Genomic DNA, 20,798 nt, shown 5'->3' with positions numbered 1-20,798 from the left:
CTTTTGAATAAAAACTAGTAATAAACTTCATATTACTACTTCTTATCCATTAGCAAGTAAGTAAGTAATCCATTTATTTTCAAAACGAATTTTTTCTTATTCTACAGAGAAGATGAACGAATACACCGGTTGGTTTCCAGCATGTACTTCTACTTCTGCATCTTCAAAATTCTCTTCTACAAATGCAACTAACTCAGCTACTTCTTCATCAGTTGCATCTTCACCTTGTAGAATCGTTACAATTTCAGAATCTTCATCAATAAGTGCTTCTAGTAATTGCTTTGCAGCTCCTACTTTTGCAGCATTTGTTGATACAATTTTTCCATCTGCAATACACATGAAATCATCTTTTTGAATCGCTACACCATCAATTTCCGTATCACGTACAGCATACGTAATTTGACCGGTTTTCACATGAGATAAAGCTTCTTTCATGTTTTCTTCGTTCTCTTCTAACGTTCCAACTGGATTAAAAGCTAACATTGCAGCCATACCTTGAGGAACTGTTTTTGAACGAATTACAATCACTTCTTGATCCACAACTGACGCTGCTTGTTCTGCTGCCATCACGATATTTCCGTTGTTCGGTAAAATAATGATTTTTTCAGCATTCGCTTCTTCAATCGCCTTCACAATATCCTCCGTACTTGGATTCATTGTTTGGCCACCTTCGATAACTTTCGTCGCGCCAATGCTCTCAAATAAAGTTTTGATACCAGATCCCATAGCAACAGTTACGATACCGTACGGTTGTTTCTCTTTAGACTGGCTAGTTGGCTCAGGCATCATAGTAGGCTCATCTAATAAAGCAGTATGCTGTTCACGCATATTTTCTACTTTAATCTTAATTAAACTACCATAGCGTTGTCCATAATTCATAGGATCTCCAGGATGTTCCGCATGAATATGAACCTTAACAACCTCATCATCTGATACAACAAGTAGTGAATCTCCGTACACACTAATATCTTCACGGAATTTTTGTTCAGAGAAATTATGTTCTTTCATTTTTTCAGGCTCTAATTTCACCATAAATTCCGTACAATATCCATATTTAATATCTTCTGTACTCAATTGGCTTTGTACACTACGGTGATGTTCTGCGCGTACCATGTCATTCATAGATGGTTGGGCAGACACATTAGAAGAAATCGTTTCTCCTTTTAAGTCAGCTAAAAATCCTTCGTATACAACAACAAGACCTTTACCACCGCTATCTACAACGCCAACTTGTTTTAATACAGGTAATAAATCCGGCGTACGATTTAACGATGCATTCGCTTCTTTCACAACGTCTTCCATAAACAAAACAAAGTCGCGCTGTTTTTTCGCAACTGTCACTGCATATTTACCCGTTTCTCTTGCAACCGTTAAAATCGTTCCTTCAATCGGTTTCATAACCGCTTTGTAAGCCGCTTCTACCCCAGCATCTAAAGCTGCAGCAAAATCAACTGTTGTTAATTCTTCTTTTTGTTCAATGGATTTAGAGAAACCACGGAACAACTGAGATAAAATAACTCCAGAGTTACCACGTGCTCCCATTAATAATCCTTTGGCTAAACTTACGCCGACTTTACCAGCATGCTGTGAAGGATTTGCTTTCACTTCACGTGCGCCTGAAGTCATTGATAAGTTCATGTTTGTACCGGTATCGCCATCTGGAACCGGAAATACGTTTAATGCATCAACAAGCTGAACATTATTTGTTAAATTATTCGCTCCTTGCATGATCATTTGTGATAAACGTTTCCCATCAATTTTTTGAATTGACACAGATTTTCCTCCTTAATGCACATTACAAGTTTATTACTTTAACTCCTTGTACGTAGATGTTTACAGAATCTACTGCTAGTCCTACAGTTTGATCTAATGTATATTTCACTTTCGTCTGCACGTTATGTGCTACTTCTGAAATTTTCGTACCATAGCTCACAATAATATACATATCAATATGTACTTCATCTTCATCTTTACGAACAATAACACCTCTAGTGAAGTTTTCTTTTCGTAAAATGTCTGTTAAACCATCTTTTAACTGATTTTTTGATGCCATACCTACGATACCGTAGCAATCTACTGCGGCACCTCCAGCAATTGTTGCAATTACATCTGTACTAATATCAATTTGACCATACTTCGTTTTAATTTCAATTGACATCTCGTTTCCCCCTTCATAAATGGTGAAAGTGAGCTAGACTACTTTAGTTACTATCATATAATCTTTTTAAAGAAAATTCCATCGTTCTTTCTTTTCACTCTCATATTTTATGTTTTAAATCACATTTTTTATGATGAGCAAAATAGTCCATTGTTATTATACAACATGTACCACTATAATATGTCAAGCAATTTTTCTTGATTTCAACTTTTCATCATCGACATATGGTGTCAAGTAATTTTTCTTGATTTCTTTTTTCTACGGTGTTGCATTCTCTTTTTAGTTGTGTTAAATTATAGTAGTGTTTTTAGCATCGCAAAAAAGACTAACATTGAAAAATTACGTATGGTAAGGTATCAAGGGAGGGAAATATAAATGGCTCGTGTTTGTGCTATCACTGGAAGAAAAGCTCGTTCTGGTAACTCTCGTTCTCACGCAATGAACGCTACAAAACGTAAATGGGGCGCTAACCTTCAAAAAGTTCGCGTACGCATCGACGGAAAAGTTCAACGTGTTTACGTTTCTGCTAGAGCATTAAAATCTGGCAAAATCGAACGTGTTTAATAATAAAAAAAAGAGCCGCTAGGCTCTTTTTTTACTATGACAATGGAAAAAGCACCGGTAATAGGTGCTTTTTTTAATCTTTTTTGAAGGTATTTAACATGGCACGAACAATTCCACCAAGAAATTTAGGTAACTTAATTGTATAAAATCTCATGGTTTCCCTCCTAATCCCCATTACTCCACTTGTTCACTATATGATGTAAGGAGCAAAATTGTTTCTTTAATCAGTGCTTCTTATCACCATTAATATGCCAGAAGTAAATGAAAAAGTACCTTTTTCCTCAACGAGTTCATTACTAATACAAAGTGTTGATCCCCATTCTATTGTTTTATTAGTTAGAGGATACTTAAAACCAAGTAATGTAATCCCTTCTACTATTTCAGTAACCGGCACAAAAGATACATAAGGGAAATTTTTATTTTCTTCAATTATATGTGTACCCACTTTTTTTACGCTTATTTCATTTTTATTGTCTACAATACACATTTCTACCCCTACTTCTAACCCTCTTAAAAGCATCTGTATATTTGCTAAACCGTGATCCAGCCTTCCACCGGTGGCACCAAAAATACGAATCAATGTCGGATTTTGTTCTAACGCCCAATTAATCGCAATTTCTAAATCTGTTTGATCTTTTTCACGAGGAACAATATGTAAGTCATTTGTTTGCTGGCCCATCCATACTAATTCCTCTTCAGTAACTGAATCGTAATCTCCAAATGCAACAGCTGGAGTAATCCCTCCTTTTAATAGACGATATACTCCTCTATCAACTGCCGCCCACACTACTTTCTCATTTTCATATCGAGAAAAATCTGCACAATATTCCGCAGGTCCACCCGCTAAAATATGAATAATCATGTTTCCTTCCCCTTCTATTGTAAAAAGGCAATCTGCCATTCGGTAGATTGCCTTTTTACATATTTTTTCTCTATCCTTTATAAATAGTGAAAACTTACTACACTAGCAGTTTCACTAGGATAAAGACTCGTTCATTCATTATCCACGAATGACACGAATTGCTTCACCACGGTCTTTTTGATTGTATACTGCTGATCCAGCTACAAGTACATTTGCTCCTGCTTCAACACAAAGTCGTGCTGTTTCAGTGTTTACACCACCATCAACTTCAATTTCTACTTCTAGATTACGCTCTTTAACCATTTCTGCCACTTGTTTAATTTTCGGTAATACAGAATGGATAAATTTCTGTCCACCAAATCCAGGGTTTACTGTCATAAGCAATACCATATCGATATCTTCTAATACATGCTCAATCGTCGAAACTGGCGTATGCGGATTTAATACAACTCCTGCTTTAATGCCATGAGACTTAATTAGCTGAATTGTACGATGCAAATGAGGGCACGCCTCTACATGAACAGTAATAATATCTGCTCCCGCTTTTGCGAAAGTCGGGATATAGTTATCAGGATTTTCAATCATTAAATGTACATCTAATGGTAAAGATGTAATTGGACGGATAGCTTCTACAATTAATGGTCCAATCGTAATATTTGGTACGAAATGTCCATCCATTACATCGACGTGAATGTAATCCGCTCCACCTTTTTCTACATCTTTAATCTCTTCCCCTAATTTTGAAAAATCTGCTGATAAGATCGATGGTGCAATTTTAATCATAACTAATACCTCGGCTTTCTCTCTCTAATTTCTTCTACGAATTGTTTGTAATTTTTATAACGATATTCTGTAATCTTCCCTTCTTCAACTGCTGTCTTCACAGCACATTTCGGTTCAGAAAGATGTGTACACCCTCTAAATTTACAGTATTGGCTCGCTTCTTTCAACTCTGGAAAACAATATGTAAGATCTTCTACCTCTATATCTATGAAATCCAGTGAACTAAAACCAGGTGTATCTGCAACTAGTCCGCTTCCAACCGCAATTAATTCCACGTGTCTTGTCGTATGTTTCCCGCGTCCTAAATGCGAGGAAATATCATTCGTTTTCAATTCTAACTCTGGACGTAAAACGTTAAGCATAGAAGATTTCCCAACACCAGATTGCCCTGCAACGACAGAAATACAACCTTCTAAGAATGGTTTTAAAATATCAATACTTTCCGATGTATTTATAGAAGTAAATAATACATCATATCCCATCTCACGATAGTCATTTGCATAAGATTCAACAGTCTCTCTCATTTTTTCATCCACTAAATCCATCTTACTAATGCAAATAATCGGCTTAATGTTATGATATTCAATCAGCACTAAAAATCGATCTAATAGTCCCGGATTAAAATCTGGTTCTACTGCAGAGAAAACGAGAATTGCTTGATCAACATTAGCAATAGGAGGCCTAACAAGTTCATTTTTCCGATCAAATACTTCAAGCACATATCCTTCAGTTGGATTATCTGCTTGAAAGACAACTTGGTCTCCTACCAGTGGCGTAATTTTATTTTTTCTGAACACACCACGCCCACGGCATTGTGTAATCCCTTCTTCATGCTGCACATAATAAAATCCACTTAGAGCTTTTACAATTTTTCCTTCTGGCATATAATTCTCCTTTATTTTGTATAAAGTGAAGCTGTCATTAATATTAAATGGTTTAAAATTCTTTAAATACTTATTTCAAAACCCGTCATATATACAAGTTAATATATTTAATCTACCATCAAATTTAAAATATTATTTATAACAGTATCACTTTTATAGCTTTTTGAATCATATATTTTTGCCTGTTATACAGTCCACTATATGTAGACAGCATAACAGGCAAGAGTAATACATTCCATCCCCTCTAGAAAGAAAACGGAAGTCATTATTATTGAGTTGGGTATGGTACTTCTTTGTCGATAATCGTTACACCATCTCGTACAATTTTATAGTGTCCTTTTGTACCTTCTTGAATTACAAATTCTAAAGAAATAGTTGCCGACTCTGAAATTGTTCTAGTTTCAATTGGTCTATCCATTTTTTGTTGCATATCTTCTTTATAAATTTCTATTGTTTGCGGTTTTTTCTCACCAATTATAGAAGACTCATACGGAATAGAAATATTATCCACTTTCACTGTTTTCGTTATTTTCGGCTTAGGCCCCTCTGAGATGATAATCGTCACTTTATCTCCTTCTTTTAACGGCGTTCCTGGTTTTGGAGATTGCGAAATTACAAGTCCTTTATCAACAGTATCGGAATACTCTCGTTTTATATCTGGGGTTAGTTTTCTCTCATTCAAATAACCATTTACGCTATTTTCAGTCCATCCTGAAAAATCACCTGGCCTAATTTGATAAGGACCTTTACTTACCCAAATTTTCAGTTCTTGTTCCGCCTCTACTACCATTTGATCAGGCGTCGGAATTTGCTCTACGATTTCACCTTTTGGCCTATCATTTTCAATATAATTTATTGTAACTTGCTTATATTTTTCTTCTAATTCATTCCTTATACTCTCAAAATCTTTTCCTGTGAGATCACTCATCTTACTTTTCTTTTTTCCACCTGATTGATAGATAGTAATTTTAGAGTTTTCTTTCACGACTCTACCTGCCACAGGGTCTGTTTTTATCACATCACCGGTTTCAACATCATCTGTATATACAATATTAGGTTCCGTAACCTCAAAACCCTTTTCAACTAATGTATTTACTGCTGTCGTATACTTCATACCAGCCACATCAGGGACTTTTACATCTTTTGGAATAAAGAATCCCGGAATAACAGTAAGCGCTAACGTTATTCCAATTGCTAAAAGTAAAAATGTCGTAATTAAAACTTTGATCCATTTATTACTTCGTTTTTTCTTCTTATATAATTCCGTTTCTTCTTTTCTTTTCTGTTCATCCACTTTACTTCCTTTTAAAACAATTGTTTCATCAGTTACATTTTCGAATAATTGTTCTTGTTGAATAATCGGAATCGCTTTTGTCGCTTCCATATCTTCCGGTATGTAAAATGGCTGCTCATTTATCCTCTCTGGATATAGCGCAGTTTCAATATCTCGTTTCATCGCATTGGCAGATTGATATCGGTGAAACGGATCTTTCGCAGTTGCCTTTAATATAATATTTTCAACACTTTGCGGAATATTTTCATTCCATCTCTTTGGAGACGGAATTTCACTTTGTAAATGTTTTAAAGCTATAGCAACAGCAGATTCGCCAGAAAACGGTTGTCTTCCTGTTAACAACTCAAACATAACGATTCCTAGGGAATAAATATCTGATTGTTTATTTGCTATCCCGCCGCGTGCTTGTTCTGGTGATAAGTAATGTACCGAACCGAGTACCGAATTTGTATGTGTAATTGTTGTTGCACTTGTAGCTGTCGCAATTCCAAAATCTGTTACTTTTATTACTCCATCAGCTCGAATTAAAATATTGTGCGGTTTAATATCACGGTGCACAATTTCAAAATGATGGGCATGTGCCATGGCGGATGTTAACTGCTCCATAATATCAAGAGCTTCTCCTATAGGTAACATCCCTCGCTCAATTATGTATTGCTTCAATGTTTGTCCTGGTACATACTCCATTACAAGATAATATATACCATCTTCTTCTCCGACATCATACATATTCACAATATTTGGATGCGACAACGTTGTAACAGACTGCGCTTCTCGATGGAAACGTTTAATAAACTCTTCATTATTTGAATAGTCGAGTCTTAATATTTTTACCGCTACATCTCGGCCAAGTATATCATCATGAGCTAAATACACATTGGCCATTCCACCACCACCAATCATTTTCAGCAGCTTATAACGGTCATTTAAGCGTTTTCCAATCAGCACGTTGCACTTCACCTACTTTCGTTTGTCGAACCCGCATAATCAATAAGAACAAGGGTGATATTATCTTCCCCGCCACGATCATTCGCCAATTGAATGAGACGTTGTCCCTTAGTTTCAAGCTGTTCATTTAACTGTAAAATTTGTTGCATATCAGCAATAGAAACTTTGTTAGATAACCCATCCGAGCAAAGAAGTAACTGATCATCTTCCTCAAGCACCAATGTTTTAACATCTAATCCGACTTTTTCTTCTGTTCCTAATGCCCTTAACAAAACATTCTTTTTCGGGTGATATTCTGCGTCTTCTTTTGAAATTTCACCATGTCTTACAAGTTCATTTACAAGTGAGTGATCTTCCGTTACAAGCGATATTTCTCCCTCTGATACCATATAACAACGACTATCTCCTATATGACCTATTGTCACAAAGTTTGGCGTACAAATCGCTATTATAAGTGTTGTTCCCATGCCATTACATTCTACATGTTGCTTAGAGTACTCATATATACGCTCATTAATAATCCCAACACTCGTATGTAACCACTCTTCTACTTTTTTTGGTTCATTCATATTATGCGTTTGCTTCCAATAATCATGAAATAATTGAATGGTCATCGAGCTAGCTACATCACCAGCTCGATGACCTCCCATTCCATCTGCTACTACCGCTAAAATATTTCCATCTAAATTGTGAAAAACTCCCGCACTATCTTCATTATGTTGACGAACTTTTCCTTTATCTGATAGAAACACGGCTTTCATCTCGTCACCTCGTCTCTTCTTTACGCTCCTTCGCACGTAACTGACCGCAGGCTGCATCAATATCATGACCTTGTTCACGACGAATTGTTACATTCACTCCACGATCTTTTAACGTTTTTTCAAATAAGAAAATTTGTTCACGTGGCGTACGTACATAATCACGTTCAGGTACGTAGTTTACCGGAATTAAGTTTACATGACATTTTACACCTTTTAAAAGCGCAGCAAGTTCTTCAGCTTGCTCAACTTGGTCATTTTCTCCTCCAAATAAGCCATATTCAAACGTAATACGACGCCCTGTTCTATTTACATAGTATTTAACAGCTTCCATTAAGTCTGGTAGCTTATAAGCACGGTTAATCGGCATTAATTTTGAACGTAACTCTGTATTTGCAGAATGCAATGAAATCGCAAAATTAATTTGCATATCTTCTTCAGCGAACTTATAAATTTTTGGAACAATTCCACTTGTTGAAACTGTCATATGTCTTGCACCAATATGAATTCCTTTTTCATGGTTTACAATGCGTAAGAATGACATTAAGTTGTCGTAATTATCAAACGGCTCTCCAATTCCCATAACAACAAGCGAACTTACACGTTCTTCTGTTTCATCAAGTGCACGTTGCACTTCTACTACTTGCGCTACAATCTCTCCAGCCTCTAAGTTTCGTTTTAACCCACCAAGTGTAGATGCACAGAACGTACAACCAATACGGCATCCAACCTGTGTTGTTACACAAATAGAATTTCCATATTCGTGTCGCATTAACACTGTTTCAATAGAATAGCCATCATATAATTGGAATAAAAATTTAATTGTTCCATCAGAAGATGTTTGTTTTACTAATGTATTTAAAGTAGTAATATCAAAGGAATTCGACAATTTATCGCGTAATCCTTTAGAAAGATTCGACATGTCGTCATAATTTTTTACACGTTTTTTATATAGCCAATCAAAGATTTGTCCTGCACGGAATTTAGGTTCTCCTTGTTCCTTTAACCAATCTTGCATTTCATGAAGTTGTAAAGAATAAATTGATGGTTTCTTCGTTTCTAGATTTTTCTTTTGTTTTCTCACAGTCGTTTCCACGATGCTACACCTTCTTCCTTAAACAAGCAATATAAAAGCCATCTGTTGCAAAATAATGCGGTAAAATTCGCACTTGACCTTCATCAATATACGGATTTAACTTTTCTGGCATGCGATCTTTTATCGTAGTATCCCATTCAAATTCAGGATGCTCTTGTAAAAATTGCTTTATTACTTGTTCATTTTCTATTTTTTCTATTGTGCACGTACTATAAACAAGGCGACCACCTTGTTTTAATAACGGTGCTATTTTTTCTAGTATTGCAAGTTGAATCGTCGATAATCTTTCACTATCGCCTTTATTTTTACCTAACTTAATATCAGGTTTACGTCTAATAACACCAAATCCAGAACATGGTGCATCTACTAATATTTTATCAAATGTTTCATTCGCAAAGTGTTCTTGCACTTTTCTAGCATCTAGTGCTTTTGTTTCGACATTTTCTAGACCAAGTCTCTCCGCTTGTTGTTTAATTAAACGTACTTTGTGTGCATGTAAATCAAGAGACATAACTTGACCTGTTCCTTTTAATCGCTCTGCAATGTGCGTCGTCTTTCCGCCCGGAGCAGCACAACTATCAAGAACTTCATCTCCCTCATTCGGTTCTAAAGCGCGTGCTACAAGCATAGAACTTTCATCTTGAATAGAAAGAAAACCTTTTTTGAACGCATCTGTATGCGCTACATTCCCTCTTTCAATTTGAATTGCATCCTCTGATAAATCGCCGCGCTTCGCTTCTATACCTTCACCAGCCAACAACTCTATTGCTTCTTCTACTGTTATTTTATCAACATTTACACGCGCTGTTGGTACCGGGGGTAACATGTTCACTTCACACATTTTCTCTGCTGTCTCTAAACCATATTCAGAAGCCCAGTCTTGCACAAGCCACATTGGATGACTTGTTGCAATTGCCAAACGTTCTATTGGATCCTTGATTTCATCTACAGAAGGTACCCCTTCTCTCTGAATCGAACGTAATACCCCGTTTACCATACCAGCAATCCCTTTATGCCCGCGACGCTTTGCAATTTCAACTGCTTCATGAATAGCCGCTCTTTCTGGCACTCGGTCTAAATAAATCATTTGATATAAAGATAAGCGAAGTAATACTCTTACCCACGCCTCAACCTTCTTTTTTAAAAAAGGCTGTAAATAATAATCTAATGTGTCACGACGTTGAATCGTTCCATATACAATTTCAGTTAACAAACCAATATCTTTTCTATCAATTGCATTTTTTTCAATTAGATTATTTAGAAGTAAGTTACTGTATGCACCACTTTTTTCTACTTGAATTAAGCCATCAAGAGCTAACTCACGAACATTTTGTCTCATGCATTTTCTCCTAACTTCGTTCCAATTTCAGGTTTTGTGCCACGTAAAAATTGCGAACAACTCATACGTTTTTTACCAGAAGGTTGCAATTCAGTGATTTTAACCCCTGTCTCATTCCCTGTTGCAACAACAAATCCATCTTCTTCAAGAGCTACTATTGTACCTGGTTCAGCTTTCTCTGTAATAGAGACCTTCTCTCCCCACCATACTTTAATAACTTGTCCTACCAAAGTCGTATAAGCGACTGGCCATGGATTCAATCCGCGAATGTGATTGTATACTTCTTCACCTGTTTTTGTCCAATCAATTTTCTCTTGCTCACGTTTTATATTATATGCAAACGTTACTTCTTCTTCGTTTTGTTTAATTGGTTCTAACTTACCTTGAATTAATAAGGGTACTGTTTTAGATAGAAGGTGTGCCCCTGCTTCACTTAACTTATCGAATAAAGAGCCTGTCGTTTCACGCTCTTCAATCTCGACTTCTACTTGCGTTAAGATATCACCAGCATCCAATTTCTCTACCATATACATAATTGTAATACCCGTTTTTTCTTTACCTTCCATAATTGCATAATGGATTGGTGCACCACCACGAAGTTCAGGTAGTAAAGACGCGTGGACGTTAATACATCCATACTTCGGTGCTTCTAAAATTTCATTTGGTACAATCTGACCGAAAGCAGCTGTTACAATTAAATCTGGCTCTAATGCCAAGACTTGTTCATATTCGTCTTTTTCACGAATTCTTAACGGTTGTAACACCGGAATACCATGTTTTTCTGCTTCAACTTTAACAGGTGTAGGTGTTAATACTTTTTTTCTACCTACCGGACGATCAGGCTGCGTCACAACACCTATTACATCATAGCCATCTTCGATAAGACGACGAAGCACCGGCACTGAAAAGTCCGGTGTTCCCATAAATACTACTTTTATCATTCAAAAACCGCTCCTTTTGATACCTATTCTAATTCGTTTTCCTCATAATATCTTGTCACTTTCGATGTAAATAACACACCGTGTAAATGATCGATTTCATGTTGAATTGCACGTGCTAAAAATCCTTCTGCTTCTAGTAAAAATACTTTACCTCGGCGATTTTGAGCACGTACTTTAATATAATCCGCACGTTCCACTTCACCATAAAGTCCCGGGAAGCTTAGACAGCCTTCGGGACCTACTTGTTCACCACGTTTTTCTAGTATCGATGGATTGATTAACTCGATTTTCCCCGTATCATCACCGATATCAACTACCGCAACTTGCAAGCTTACACCTACTTGAGGCGCAGCTAAACCGACTCCGTCCGCAATTAACATTGTTTCATGCATATCTTTCAACAATTTTACTAACTTTTTATCAAAGTTAATTACTCTTTCGCATGGTGTTTCTAACACTTCATTTGGATGCTTTACTATTTCTAAAACTGCCATATTTCCCTCCGCTACATTAACATTGTTGGATTAAAATCAATTGAGATTTGTAGCTCTTTTTGCATTTCTGCTTGATAATGTTCATTTACCATTTTGAGCACGTTCTTTAAGTTTGGTTCCCGTTTGTATTTTATCATGCATTGATAACGATATCTATCTTTTATCCTTGGAATTGCTGAAGCAACCGGTCCTAACACCATCGTTTGCTCTGTGCAGTGCGCCCGTAAATGACCGACAATTTTTTCCGTCACTTGCACTGCCTTTAATAATTCTGGATGGGATACTGTTACAAGTACAACATAGTAATAAGGTGGATATTGTCTTGTTCGTCTCATTTGCATTTCTTGGTCAAAAAACACATCATATTGTTGGTTCTTTGCTAACTCTATACTATAATGTTCTGGCGTATACGTTTGAATTATAACTTCTCCTGGCAATTCATGTCTGCCTGCTCGTCCACTTACTTGCGTCAATAACTGATACGTCTTTTCACTCGCTCGAAAATCAGGCAAGTGAAGCATCGTATCTGCAGTTAAAACCCCGACAAGCGTTACTTTAGGAAAATCTAATCCTTTCGCAATCATTTGTGTTCCAAGTAGTATATCTGCTTTTTCTTCCCCGAACGCCTTTAATAATTTTTCATGCATTCCTTTGCGACTTGTCGTATCTACATCCATTCGAATAACTCGTGCCTCTGGAAATAGTTTTGTAATTTCTTCTTCTACCTTTTGTGTACCTGTACCAAAGAAACGAATATATGTACTTTGACAAGCAGGACACGCAGTCGGCATATTCTCTTCGTGACTGCAGTAATGACATTTTAAACGATGGTTCATTTTATGATATGTCAGCGAGATATCACAATGCGGACATTGTACAACATACCCACAATCACGGCACATAACAAATGTAGAATGACCTCTTCTATTTAAAAAGAGTACCATCTGTTCTTTCTTTTCTAATCGATCTGCTATTTTTTCATGCAATGCCTTCGAAAACATGGAACGATTCCCGTCACGAAGTTCCTCACGCATATCAACAATCTCTACTGTTGGTAACGCTTGTTTATTCATACGTTTTTCCATCGTTAGTAATTCATACACACCTTTTTTCGCTCTTGCAAACGATTCAAGTGTCGGTGTTGCACTGCCAAGAACGATAGGACATTTATGATATTGCCCCCTCCAGACAGCTACATCCCTTGCATGATACCGCGGATTATCTTCTTGCTTATAGCTCGATTCATGCTCCTCATCAATAATAATAATCCCTAAATTTTCAAAAGGAGCAAATACAGCTGAACGTGCACCAACTACAACTTTCACTTCTTTTCTTAAAATCTTACGCCATTCATCATATTTTTCTCCAACAGACAGCGCACTATGAAGAACCGCAACTTGCGAGCCAAATCTGCCTTTAAAACGATCTACCATTTGAGGCGTTAGTGCAATTTCAGGAACAAGTACAACAGCTTCTTTCCCTTTCGCGAGCACCGCTGCTATAGATTGTAAATATACTTCTGTTTTTCCGCTTCCTGTAACACCATATAGTAAAAATGGATTGTAAGTTTCATTTGTAATTGATGATAAAATCGGTGCAATAACTTGCTTTTGTTCCTCCGTAAGTGGGAATGGTTTCGTTTGTTCAAAATCATCATCGTCATACGGATTTCGGTACACTTCCACATACTTTTCTGAAATTAGCCCCTTTTTAACAAGTGCTTTAATCGGAGCGTCTGTTATTTGCAACTCTTCTGTTATCACTTTCAACGGCACACTTTTATAATTTTCCACAAAATAATAGAGTACATCTTGTTGTTTTTTACTTTTCAGTTCAAATGCTGCTAATTCCAATTTATCTTCTGGCAACTCCGGTTGAACGACTCTTTGTTTCTTCTTTTGCACTTTATCTTTTACCTGATAAACAACTTCAATCGTGCCATTTTTAATTTCTTGTTGAATCGTGCGGTATAGGTGCGGCTGCGTCTCAATAGCTTCCCAATCTATCGCTTCTTTTTCCTGAAATAAAAACAGTAGTTCAGGTGCTACTTCTTCTTGTTTACGAAGTTGTAGACGCTTTTTATACGTAGCTTTTATCGCCGTTGGAAGCATGACTTGAAAGGCTGAAATCATATAACATAACGTTTCGCTTGTAAGCCAATATCCAAGCTTTAATAATTCCTCGTTTAAAACTGGTGTTACATCTAATATTTCATGGATTGTCTTTAGCTTCTTACTTTCTACTTCAGCCGAATCTTTAATCCCAATAATAAAGCCTTGCAATTTCCTTGGGCCAAATGGAACTACTACACGCATGCCTATCTGGACAATATCTTCCCACTTTTTAGGGATAATATAATCAAATGGTCGATCTGTCTGACGTGCAGGTACATCAACAATTACACTTGCAAATTTCATAGACGATCATCTTCTAACATCATTTCAATTTGCTTTAATATTTCACGAGCAACCTCTTTCTTCGTTAAAAGTGGTAACTCGATAACTTCTCCATCTTTTCTATACATTGTTACAATGTTTGTATCTGTACCAAATCCAGCTCCTTGTGCCTTTACATCGTTCGCAACAATCATATTCACATTTTTCTCACGTAATTTTTTTGTTGCGTATTCTTCTACCTTTGTCGTTTCAGCCGCAAAACCGATAAGTAACTGTTGATCCTTCATCTCACCTAACGTTTTTAAAATATCTACTGTTCTCTCGAGTTCGATTACAGCATCTCCATTTTTCTTTTTCATTTTATTATCATGAACATATTTCGGGCGATAATCTGCAACTGCTGCTGTTTTAATGACAACATCTACGTTTTTATACTGTTGCAGAACTACTTCTAACATATCTTGTGCAGATTCCACTTGTACCGTATTTACATGTAATGGTGGGTTTAATGCTGTCGGTCCCGAAACAAGTATGACATCAGCACCTAAGTTCGCTGCCACTTCCGCAATTGCATATCCCATTTTCCCAGAAGAAAAATTGGTCATAAAACGCACTGGATCAATCTTTTCACGAGTTGGGCCAGCAGTTATTAATATTTTTTTTCCTTGCAACGGTTTTTGTTCGGAAAAAGCCTCTTCTAACCGTGCAATAATTGCTTCCGGTTCTTCTAGTCTTCCCTTCGCAACATAACCACACGCTAAAAAACCTTCTCCAGGCTCAATAAATGTATATCCTAACGTTTTCAACGTCATCATATTTTTTTGTACAATTTTGTTTTCATACATATGCACATTCATAGCAGGTGCAATCCACACTGGGGCTGTAGTAGCTAACAAAGTAGTTGTAATCATATCGTCTGCAATACCACCAGCTAACTTCCCAATACAATTGGCAGTAGCAGGTGCAACAAGTACTACATCTGCCCAATCTGCTAAATCGATATGTGCAATAACAGCCGAGTCCTTCTCATCGAATGTATCTGTATATACGTCATGGCGAGAAAGTGCTTGAAATGTAAGAGGCGTAACAAACTTCATTGCCGACTCACTCATCATTACTTTTACAATAGCACCAGCTTGTGTCAATTTACTAGTTAACGCAGCCGCTTTAAAGACCGCAATGCCTCCTGTTACACATAGAAGTATCTTTTTCCCTTTTAGCATATGGCTCGTCCTCTTTCTTTTTCAAACTTATAATACTGAAACAGAATTCCCAGCTCATCAGTACCAATATTTCTTCCCTATCGTAAAAAAATAACAACCTACTTGTAAATAGGTTGTTACCGTTACATAGAAAATTATAAAGTCTATGTTTTAATTTGTCGAAAAGAATGTCTTAATCGATGATTTTGCCTTCGCTTGGTACATATTTTAATACTTCTGCATCGATTTCTTCTAATGATTTACCTACACATTTATGAGAAACAGGTTGCTCGATAACACAGTTATCAGCAAGTTGCATTTCACGCGCACGTTTTGCAGCTACTGTTACAAGTGTATATTTAGAATCGATTTTTGTTAATAATGAATCAATTGATGGATTTAACATAATTATAGACCCTCCGTCATTTCTTTATAATATTTTGCTACTCTTTCGCGGCGGCAATGTTCACCAACCACAATTGCTTTAATTCTTTCACAAGCTAATTCAACTTGATCGTTTTCTACAACATAGTCGTAAGCGTCCATCATTTCGATTTCTTCTTTCGCTACCGTTAAACGATTTTCAATAACATCTTCAGTTTCTGTACCACGGCCGACAATACGGTTCTTTAGTTCAGATAAACTTGGAGGTGCTAAGAAAATAAATACACCTTCTGGGAAAGCTTTCTTAACTTGAATTGCTCCTTGCACTTCAATTTCTAAGAATACATCTTTTCCTTCTTGTAATGTTTTTTCAACATAGTCAATCGGTGTTCCGTAATAATTACCTACGAACTCAGCCCACTCAAGTAATTTTTCATTACGAATCATTTCCTCAAATTCTTCTCTCTCTTTAAAGAAATAATCTACACCATCTACTTCACCTTCACGTGGCTTACGTGTCGTTACTGAAATGGAGTACTGAAAACGTGTATCCTCATGACTAAACAGCTCTTTTCGAACCGTTCCTTTACCAACCCCAGAAGGTCCTGAAAGAACGATGAGCAATCCTCTTCTACTTCTCATAAATATGTAAAACCTACCCTTCCTCACTTAAATCTTCTTTATTATTCAAACGATGTGCAATCGTCTCTGGCTGAATTGGACTTAATACCACATGCCCATCATCCATAACAATAACCGCCCTTGTTTTTCTCCCATACGTAGCATCAAGCAAAGCATTATGTTCGCGTGCTTCCTGTACTGTTCGTTTAATAGGAGCTGACTCCGGACTTACAATAGCAATAATTCGATGAGCAGATACAATATTTCCGTATCCAATATTTAAAAACCGCATGGCCATAGTTTGCGCCTCCTAGTAAGTCTATCCGATTTCTCCACCACGTATAACTTTATATATTTTTTGAAAGCTACTCAATATTTTGTACTTGTTCACGAATTTTTTCAAGGTTATTTTTCATTTCTACAACATATTTTGAAATTGTTAAGTCATTTGCCTTAGAACCAATCGTATTAATTTCTCTATGCATCTCTTGCACGATGAAATCCATTTTCCTTCCAACAGGCTCTTCAATCTGCAGTGTTTCACGAAATTGCTCTAAATGACTTTGCAAACGAACTAACTCTTCGTGAATATCACAACGCTCTGCAAAGATTGCGACTTCTGTTAACAATCTTTGTTCATCTAGATCTTGATTATGTAATTCTTTTAAGCGATTTTCTAATCGTTCACGATATTTTTGTGTAACAATCGGTACATGCGGAATAATTGCATTTACACAATTGTGAATCTCTTGTAAACGATACGCTATATCTTTATGTAATCGTTCTCCTTCGCCATCTCTCATCGTTTTTAACATATGAGCAGCTTGGCGAACAGCCTCATATAAACCGTTCTCAAATTGTTCATTTACATTTTCTACTTCTTCAATCGCTGTTACTTCTGGCATTTCCATTAATTGCTGAAGTGTAATAGAATCTTGTAATTGAAATTTTCCTTTTATATCTTCCATAATCGATCGGTACTGCTCAAGAAGCGACCAATTCACACTTAATTTTCTTTCAACAAGCCCTTCACCCGTTATACTAATAGACACTTCAATGCGTCCACGCCGAACTTGTTCTGCAATTATTTTACGAATTTTTTCTTCAAATATCATCATTTGCTTCGGAAGTCGAATACTCATCTCTAGGAAACGGTGGTTCACCGATTTCATTTCTACTGTAATTTGAAAAGTATCATTTTCTACTTTCGATCTTCCAAATCCTGTCATACTACAAATCATTTTTATCACATCCAAGCCATGAAATAACTCAATGAAAAAGGTAATAGAGACAAGGCTCTACTACCTTCTGTAAATTATATCACATTTTCATATCATTGACTATTTCAAGTTTAATCCCTTCTTATATAATACTGGCTTTTCCTTCTTCCCCTTTTTCCCTGTTAATAAAGAACCTACTAACAAGAAGGTCGGAATTGATGACAAACCTCCAATTAACAACCAATCTCTCGCTTGTATTGGCATTGTACTAAAGATCGGTTGTAGCGGTGGATAATATATAACCACTAACATTAACAGTAAAGAAATAATAACCGCTCCTACTAAATACACGTTCCCAAACGGATTACGGTGGAAGATAGAATGTTCACTCCGGCAATCAAATACATGAATAAGTTGTGCAAGTACCAACGTCGCAAACGCCACAGTTTGTGCATATTTCAGTTCATTTGGATGTTGATTATATGCAATAATAAACGCCACTAACGTCACTGCTCCAATTAGAAAGCCACGGCTTATAATTTTCCAGGCAAGCCCTCTAGCAAATACCCCTTCTTTCGGATGACGCGGCGTTCTCTTCATAACGTCTCCTTCCGCCTTATCCAATCCTAATGCCATCGCCGGTAATCCGTCAGTCACTAAGTTCACCCATAAAATTTGAATGGGAACCATCGGCAGCGGTAATGCAAGTAACATTGCAAATAACATGACTAAAATTTCTCCTACGTTCGATGCTAATAAATAACGAATAAACTTACGTATATTCTCGTATATATTTCTACCTTCTTTAATTGCTGATTTAATCGTAGCAAAATTATCATCTAGTAAAACAAGAGAAGAAGCTTCTTTCGCAACGTCTGTCCCTGTAATTCCCATCGCTATCCCAATATCCGCTGTTTTTATAGCCGGAGCATCGTTTACTCCATCACCTGTCATCGCTACTATATGCCCTTTATTTTGCAACGCCTTAACAATCTTCAATTTATGTTCAGGTGATACTCGAGCAAATACATACGTATCTTCTACAACACTTTCTAGTTCCTCTACATCCATATTCGCGAGTTCTACTCCTTCAACAACACGTCCACCAGGTGGTAAAACCCCTAATTGTTCCGCAATTGCCATTGCTGTCACTTTATGATCTCCTGTAATCATCACTGTTCGAATACCAGCTTCTCTGCACTCTTTTACAGCCTGTTCTACCTCTGGTCTTGGCGGATCAATCATTCCCTGTATCCCGACCAACATAAAATCTTTTTCAACGTCTCTTTCATGTTCAATAGAATCTGTTACTTTTAATGGCTTAAATGCAACTGCAATTGTTCGGAGCGCTTGACTACCTAAACTATGAATAGCCGCCTGTACTTCTTTTCTATACAACTCACTTAACGGTTGTTGCTTATCCCCCCATAAAATCGTTTGACTCATTTGCAGGAGGACATCTGGTGCTCCCTTCGTAACAAGAAACTTTTTCCCCTCTCTATCTCGCACAATAACACTCATCATTTTTCGAGTTGAATCGAATGGAAATTCACGAATAATTTCAAATTTCCCTTTCAGTGCCTCACGCGTTATCCCCGCTTTCATTGCTGCAGCTACAAGTGCTCCCTCAGTTGGATCTCCATCTAATACATACGCCTTTTTCTTTTGAATAATATTTGCGTTATTACAAAGTGAACCAAATGTTAGTAGTTGATACAGTGCTTTTGTTTTAGCTGGATCGCATTCTTTTTCACCTTTCAAAAAAGAGCCATTAGGTTCATATCCTTGACCTGTAACTTTCCATAATTCCCCACCTGACCACATATGTGTTACCATCATTTTGTTTTGCGTCATTGTTCCTGTTTTATCAGAGCATATAACAGAAGCGCATCCTAACGTTTCTACCGCTGGTAACTTCCTTACAATTGCTCTCTTTTTAATCATACGCTGTACACCAAGCGATAAAGCTACTGTAACAATTGCTGGTAATCCTTCAGGAATAGCAGCAACAGCTAGCGACACGCCTGCTAAAAACATATGATACACTTCATTCCCTTGATACACACCGGCTAATACGACAAGCGCTGTCAAAATAAGAGCCACAATAATTAATATTTTCCCGAGTTGCTCTAATCTTCTTTGCAGCGGTGTTTCCATTTGCTCTGCATTTTGTAACATATTTGCAATTTGGCCCATCGCTGTATTCATACCAGTTGCTACAACGACCCCTGTTCCAGCTCCTCGTGTAATCATCGTACCCATAAAAGCCATATTTTTTTGATCACCAATTGAAACATCTTGCCCCTGCAGAGCTTCTACCTTCTTCTGCACCGGTACTGACTCTCCTGTCAAAGCTGATTCTTCGATATATAAACTTGATGCCTCAACAAGACGTACATCCGCCCCAATACGATCACCACTAGAAAATTTAATGATATCACCTAAAACAAGTGCTTTAGACGGTGCTTTTACCCAATTTCCATTCCGCATTACAGTAACTTGCGGGGCGGCTAGCTCTTTTAAAGCTTCCAGTGACTTTTCAGCCTTTCTTTCTTGAAAAAAGCCAAGAATACCATTGATAATAACAATCGCAACAATCGCAATAGAATCAATGTATTCACCTAAAAAAGCTGAAACTATTGTTGCACCAAATAAAACAAGTACCATAAAATCTTTAAACTGCGCCAAAAATACCATCAGTGCAGAAGGCCTTTTGGCTTCATCTAATTCATTTGTACCAAATTTTTTTATTCGCCCTTCTGCTTCCTTCTCTGTAAGCCCAACCTTCACATTCGTATTCGTTCTTTCTTCCACTTCGTGTGCACGCATTCCATACCAGTTCATCCCGCTATCG

The 20,798-nt window shown here is 37.0% G+C and carries 20 protein-coding genes; 1 reads left to right on the top strand and 19 read right to left on the bottom strand.

Translation table 11 applies throughout. The features are described 5' to 3' along the window. Positions 1 to 96: 96 nt before the first annotated feature. Positions 97 to 1,773, bottom strand: a complete 1,677-nt coding sequence (locus AC1Q8N_RS12185; RefSeq protein ID WP_000027123.1) for a DAK2 domain-containing protein — start codon at positions 1,771 to 1,773, stop codon at positions 97 to 99. Positions 1,774 to 1,795: 22 nt separating this feature from the next. After that, on the bottom strand, positions 1,796 to 2,158 hold the full coding sequence (locus tag AC1Q8N_RS12180) for an Asp23/Gls24 family envelope stress response protein (protein WP_000021109.1): 363 nt from the start codon (positions 2,156 to 2,158) through the stop codon (positions 1,796 to 1,798). Between the two features lie 375 nt (positions 2,159 to 2,533). On the opposite strand from AC1Q8N_RS12180, the gene rpmB reads away from it, so the two are divergent. Continuing rightward, a complete protein-coding gene (rpmB, locus tag AC1Q8N_RS12175) occupies positions 2,534 to 2,722 on the top strand; it encodes a 50S ribosomal protein L28 (protein ID WP_000124776.1) in 189 nt (62 codons plus the stop codon). A gap of 73 nt (positions 2,723 to 2,795) precedes the next feature. On the opposite strand, the gene spoVM is transcribed toward rpmB, so the two are convergent. From spoVM to AC1Q8N_RS12090, 17 genes are all read right to left on the bottom strand, one after another. Beyond that, positions 2,796 to 2,876, bottom strand: a complete 81-nt coding sequence (gene spoVM, locus AC1Q8N_RS12170) for a stage V sporulation protein SpoVM (RefSeq protein WP_001213599.1) — start codon at positions 2,874 to 2,876, stop codon at positions 2,796 to 2,798. Between the two features lie 66 nt (positions 2,877 to 2,942). Further along, the gene (locus tag AC1Q8N_RS12165; protein WP_048546025.1) at positions 2,943 to 3,623 is read right to left on the bottom strand and encodes a thiamine diphosphokinase; all 681 of its coding nucleotides are present in this window, start codon (positions 3,621 to 3,623) and stop codon (positions 2,943 to 2,945) included. 99 nt (positions 3,624 to 3,722) lie between these two features. Then, positions 3,723 to 4,367: a ribulose-phosphate 3-epimerase gene (gene rpe / locus AC1Q8N_RS12160; protein WP_000589963.1), complete on the bottom strand. Its 645-nt coding sequence runs from the start codon at positions 4,365 to 4,367 to the stop codon at positions 3,723 to 3,725. Between the two features lie 2 nt (positions 4,368 to 4,369). After that, complete coding sequence (rsgA, locus tag AC1Q8N_RS12155) at positions 4,370 to 5,251, bottom strand: ribosome small subunit-dependent GTPase A (protein ID WP_001113945.1); 882 nt, start codon at positions 5,249 to 5,251, stop codon at positions 4,370 to 4,372. A gap of 268 nt (positions 5,252 to 5,519) precedes the next feature. After that, positions 5,520 to 7,493 carry a serine/threonine protein kinase PrkC gene (gene prkC / locus AC1Q8N_RS12150; protein WP_048546028.1) on the bottom strand — a complete coding sequence of 658 codons (1,974 nt, stop codon included), beginning with the start codon at positions 7,491 to 7,493 and terminating at the stop codon, positions 5,520 to 5,522. A gap of 8 nt (positions 7,494 to 7,501) precedes the next feature. After that, positions 7,502 to 8,254 (bottom strand): Stp1/IreP family PP2C-type Ser/Thr phosphatase, encoded by a 753-nt coding sequence (locus AC1Q8N_RS12145; protein ID WP_000648694.1) that lies wholly within the window; start codon positions 8,252 to 8,254, stop codon positions 7,502 to 7,504. A 4-nt stretch (positions 8,255 to 8,258) separates the two neighbouring features. Beyond that, positions 8,259 to 9,347, bottom strand: a complete 1,089-nt coding sequence (rlmN, locus tag AC1Q8N_RS12140) for a dual-specificity RNA methyltransferase RlmN (protein WP_000450539.1) — start codon at positions 9,345 to 9,347, stop codon at positions 8,259 to 8,261. A gap of 4 nt (positions 9,348 to 9,351) precedes the next feature. Next, on the bottom strand, positions 9,352 to 10,686 hold the full coding sequence (gene rsmB / locus AC1Q8N_RS12135) for a 16S rRNA (cytosine(967)-C(5))-methyltransferase RsmB (RefSeq protein WP_001249653.1): 1,335 nt from the start codon (positions 10,684 to 10,686) through the stop codon (positions 9,352 to 9,354). Then, entirely contained in the window at positions 10,683 to 11,627 is a 945-nt protein-coding gene (gene fmt / locus AC1Q8N_RS12130; RefSeq protein ID WP_098047857.1) for a methionyl-tRNA formyltransferase, read from the bottom strand. Before fmt ends, rsmB begins: the two co-directional genes overlap by 4 nt. Before the next feature lie 23 nt (positions 11,628 to 11,650). After that, entirely contained in the window at positions 11,651 to 12,121 is a 471-nt protein-coding gene (gene def / locus AC1Q8N_RS12125; RefSeq protein WP_000279468.1) for a peptide deformylase, read from the bottom strand. Between the two features lie 11 nt (positions 12,122 to 12,132). Continuing rightward, positions 12,133 to 14,538 (bottom strand): primosomal protein N', encoded by a 2,406-nt coding sequence (priA, locus tag AC1Q8N_RS12120; protein ID WP_098642751.1) that lies wholly within the window; start codon positions 14,536 to 14,538, stop codon positions 12,133 to 12,135. Then, the gene (coaBC, locus tag AC1Q8N_RS12115; protein ID WP_098132062.1) at positions 14,535 to 15,740 is read right to left on the bottom strand and encodes a bifunctional phosphopantothenoylcysteine decarboxylase/phosphopantothenate--cysteine ligase CoaBC; all 1,206 of its coding nucleotides are present in this window, start codon (positions 15,738 to 15,740) and stop codon (positions 14,535 to 14,537) included. The genes priA and coaBC overlap by 4 nt, the downstream gene beginning before the upstream one ends. Positions 15,741 to 15,912: 172 nt before the next feature. Further along, positions 15,913 to 16,125 carry a DNA-directed RNA polymerase subunit omega gene (rpoZ, locus tag AC1Q8N_RS12110; RefSeq protein WP_000933965.1) on the bottom strand — a complete coding sequence of 71 codons (213 nt, stop codon included), beginning with the start codon at positions 16,123 to 16,125 and terminating at the stop codon, positions 15,913 to 15,915. A 2-nt stretch (positions 16,126 to 16,127) separates the two neighbouring features. Continuing rightward, entirely contained in the window at positions 16,128 to 16,745 is a 618-nt protein-coding gene (gene gmk, locus AC1Q8N_RS12105) for a guanylate kinase (protein WP_001257740.1), read from the bottom strand. 13 nt (positions 16,746 to 16,758) lie between these two features. Next, positions 16,759 to 17,022, bottom strand: a complete 264-nt coding sequence (remA, locus tag AC1Q8N_RS12100; RefSeq protein WP_001251456.1) for an extracellular matrix/biofilm regulator RemA — start codon at positions 17,020 to 17,022, stop codon at positions 16,759 to 16,761. A 67-nt stretch (positions 17,023 to 17,089) separates the two neighbouring features. Beyond that, positions 17,090 to 17,965, bottom strand: coding sequence for a YicC/YloC family endoribonuclease (locus AC1Q8N_RS12095; protein WP_048546041.1), 876 nt, complete (start codon positions 17,963 to 17,965; stop codon positions 17,090 to 17,092). A 99-nt stretch (positions 17,966 to 18,064) separates the two neighbouring features. Next, a complete protein-coding gene (locus AC1Q8N_RS12090) occupies positions 18,065 to 20,788 on the bottom strand; it encodes a calcium-translocating P-type ATPase, SERCA-type (protein ID WP_048546043.1) in 2,724 nt (907 codons plus the stop codon). Positions 20,789 to 20,798 lie beyond the last annotated feature (10 nt).

The organism is Bacillus sp. GW823-FHT06B01, assembly GCF_058952315.1.
Note: the sequence above shows the minus strand (reverse complement) of the source record. Positions and strands in the feature narration are given on the sequence as shown.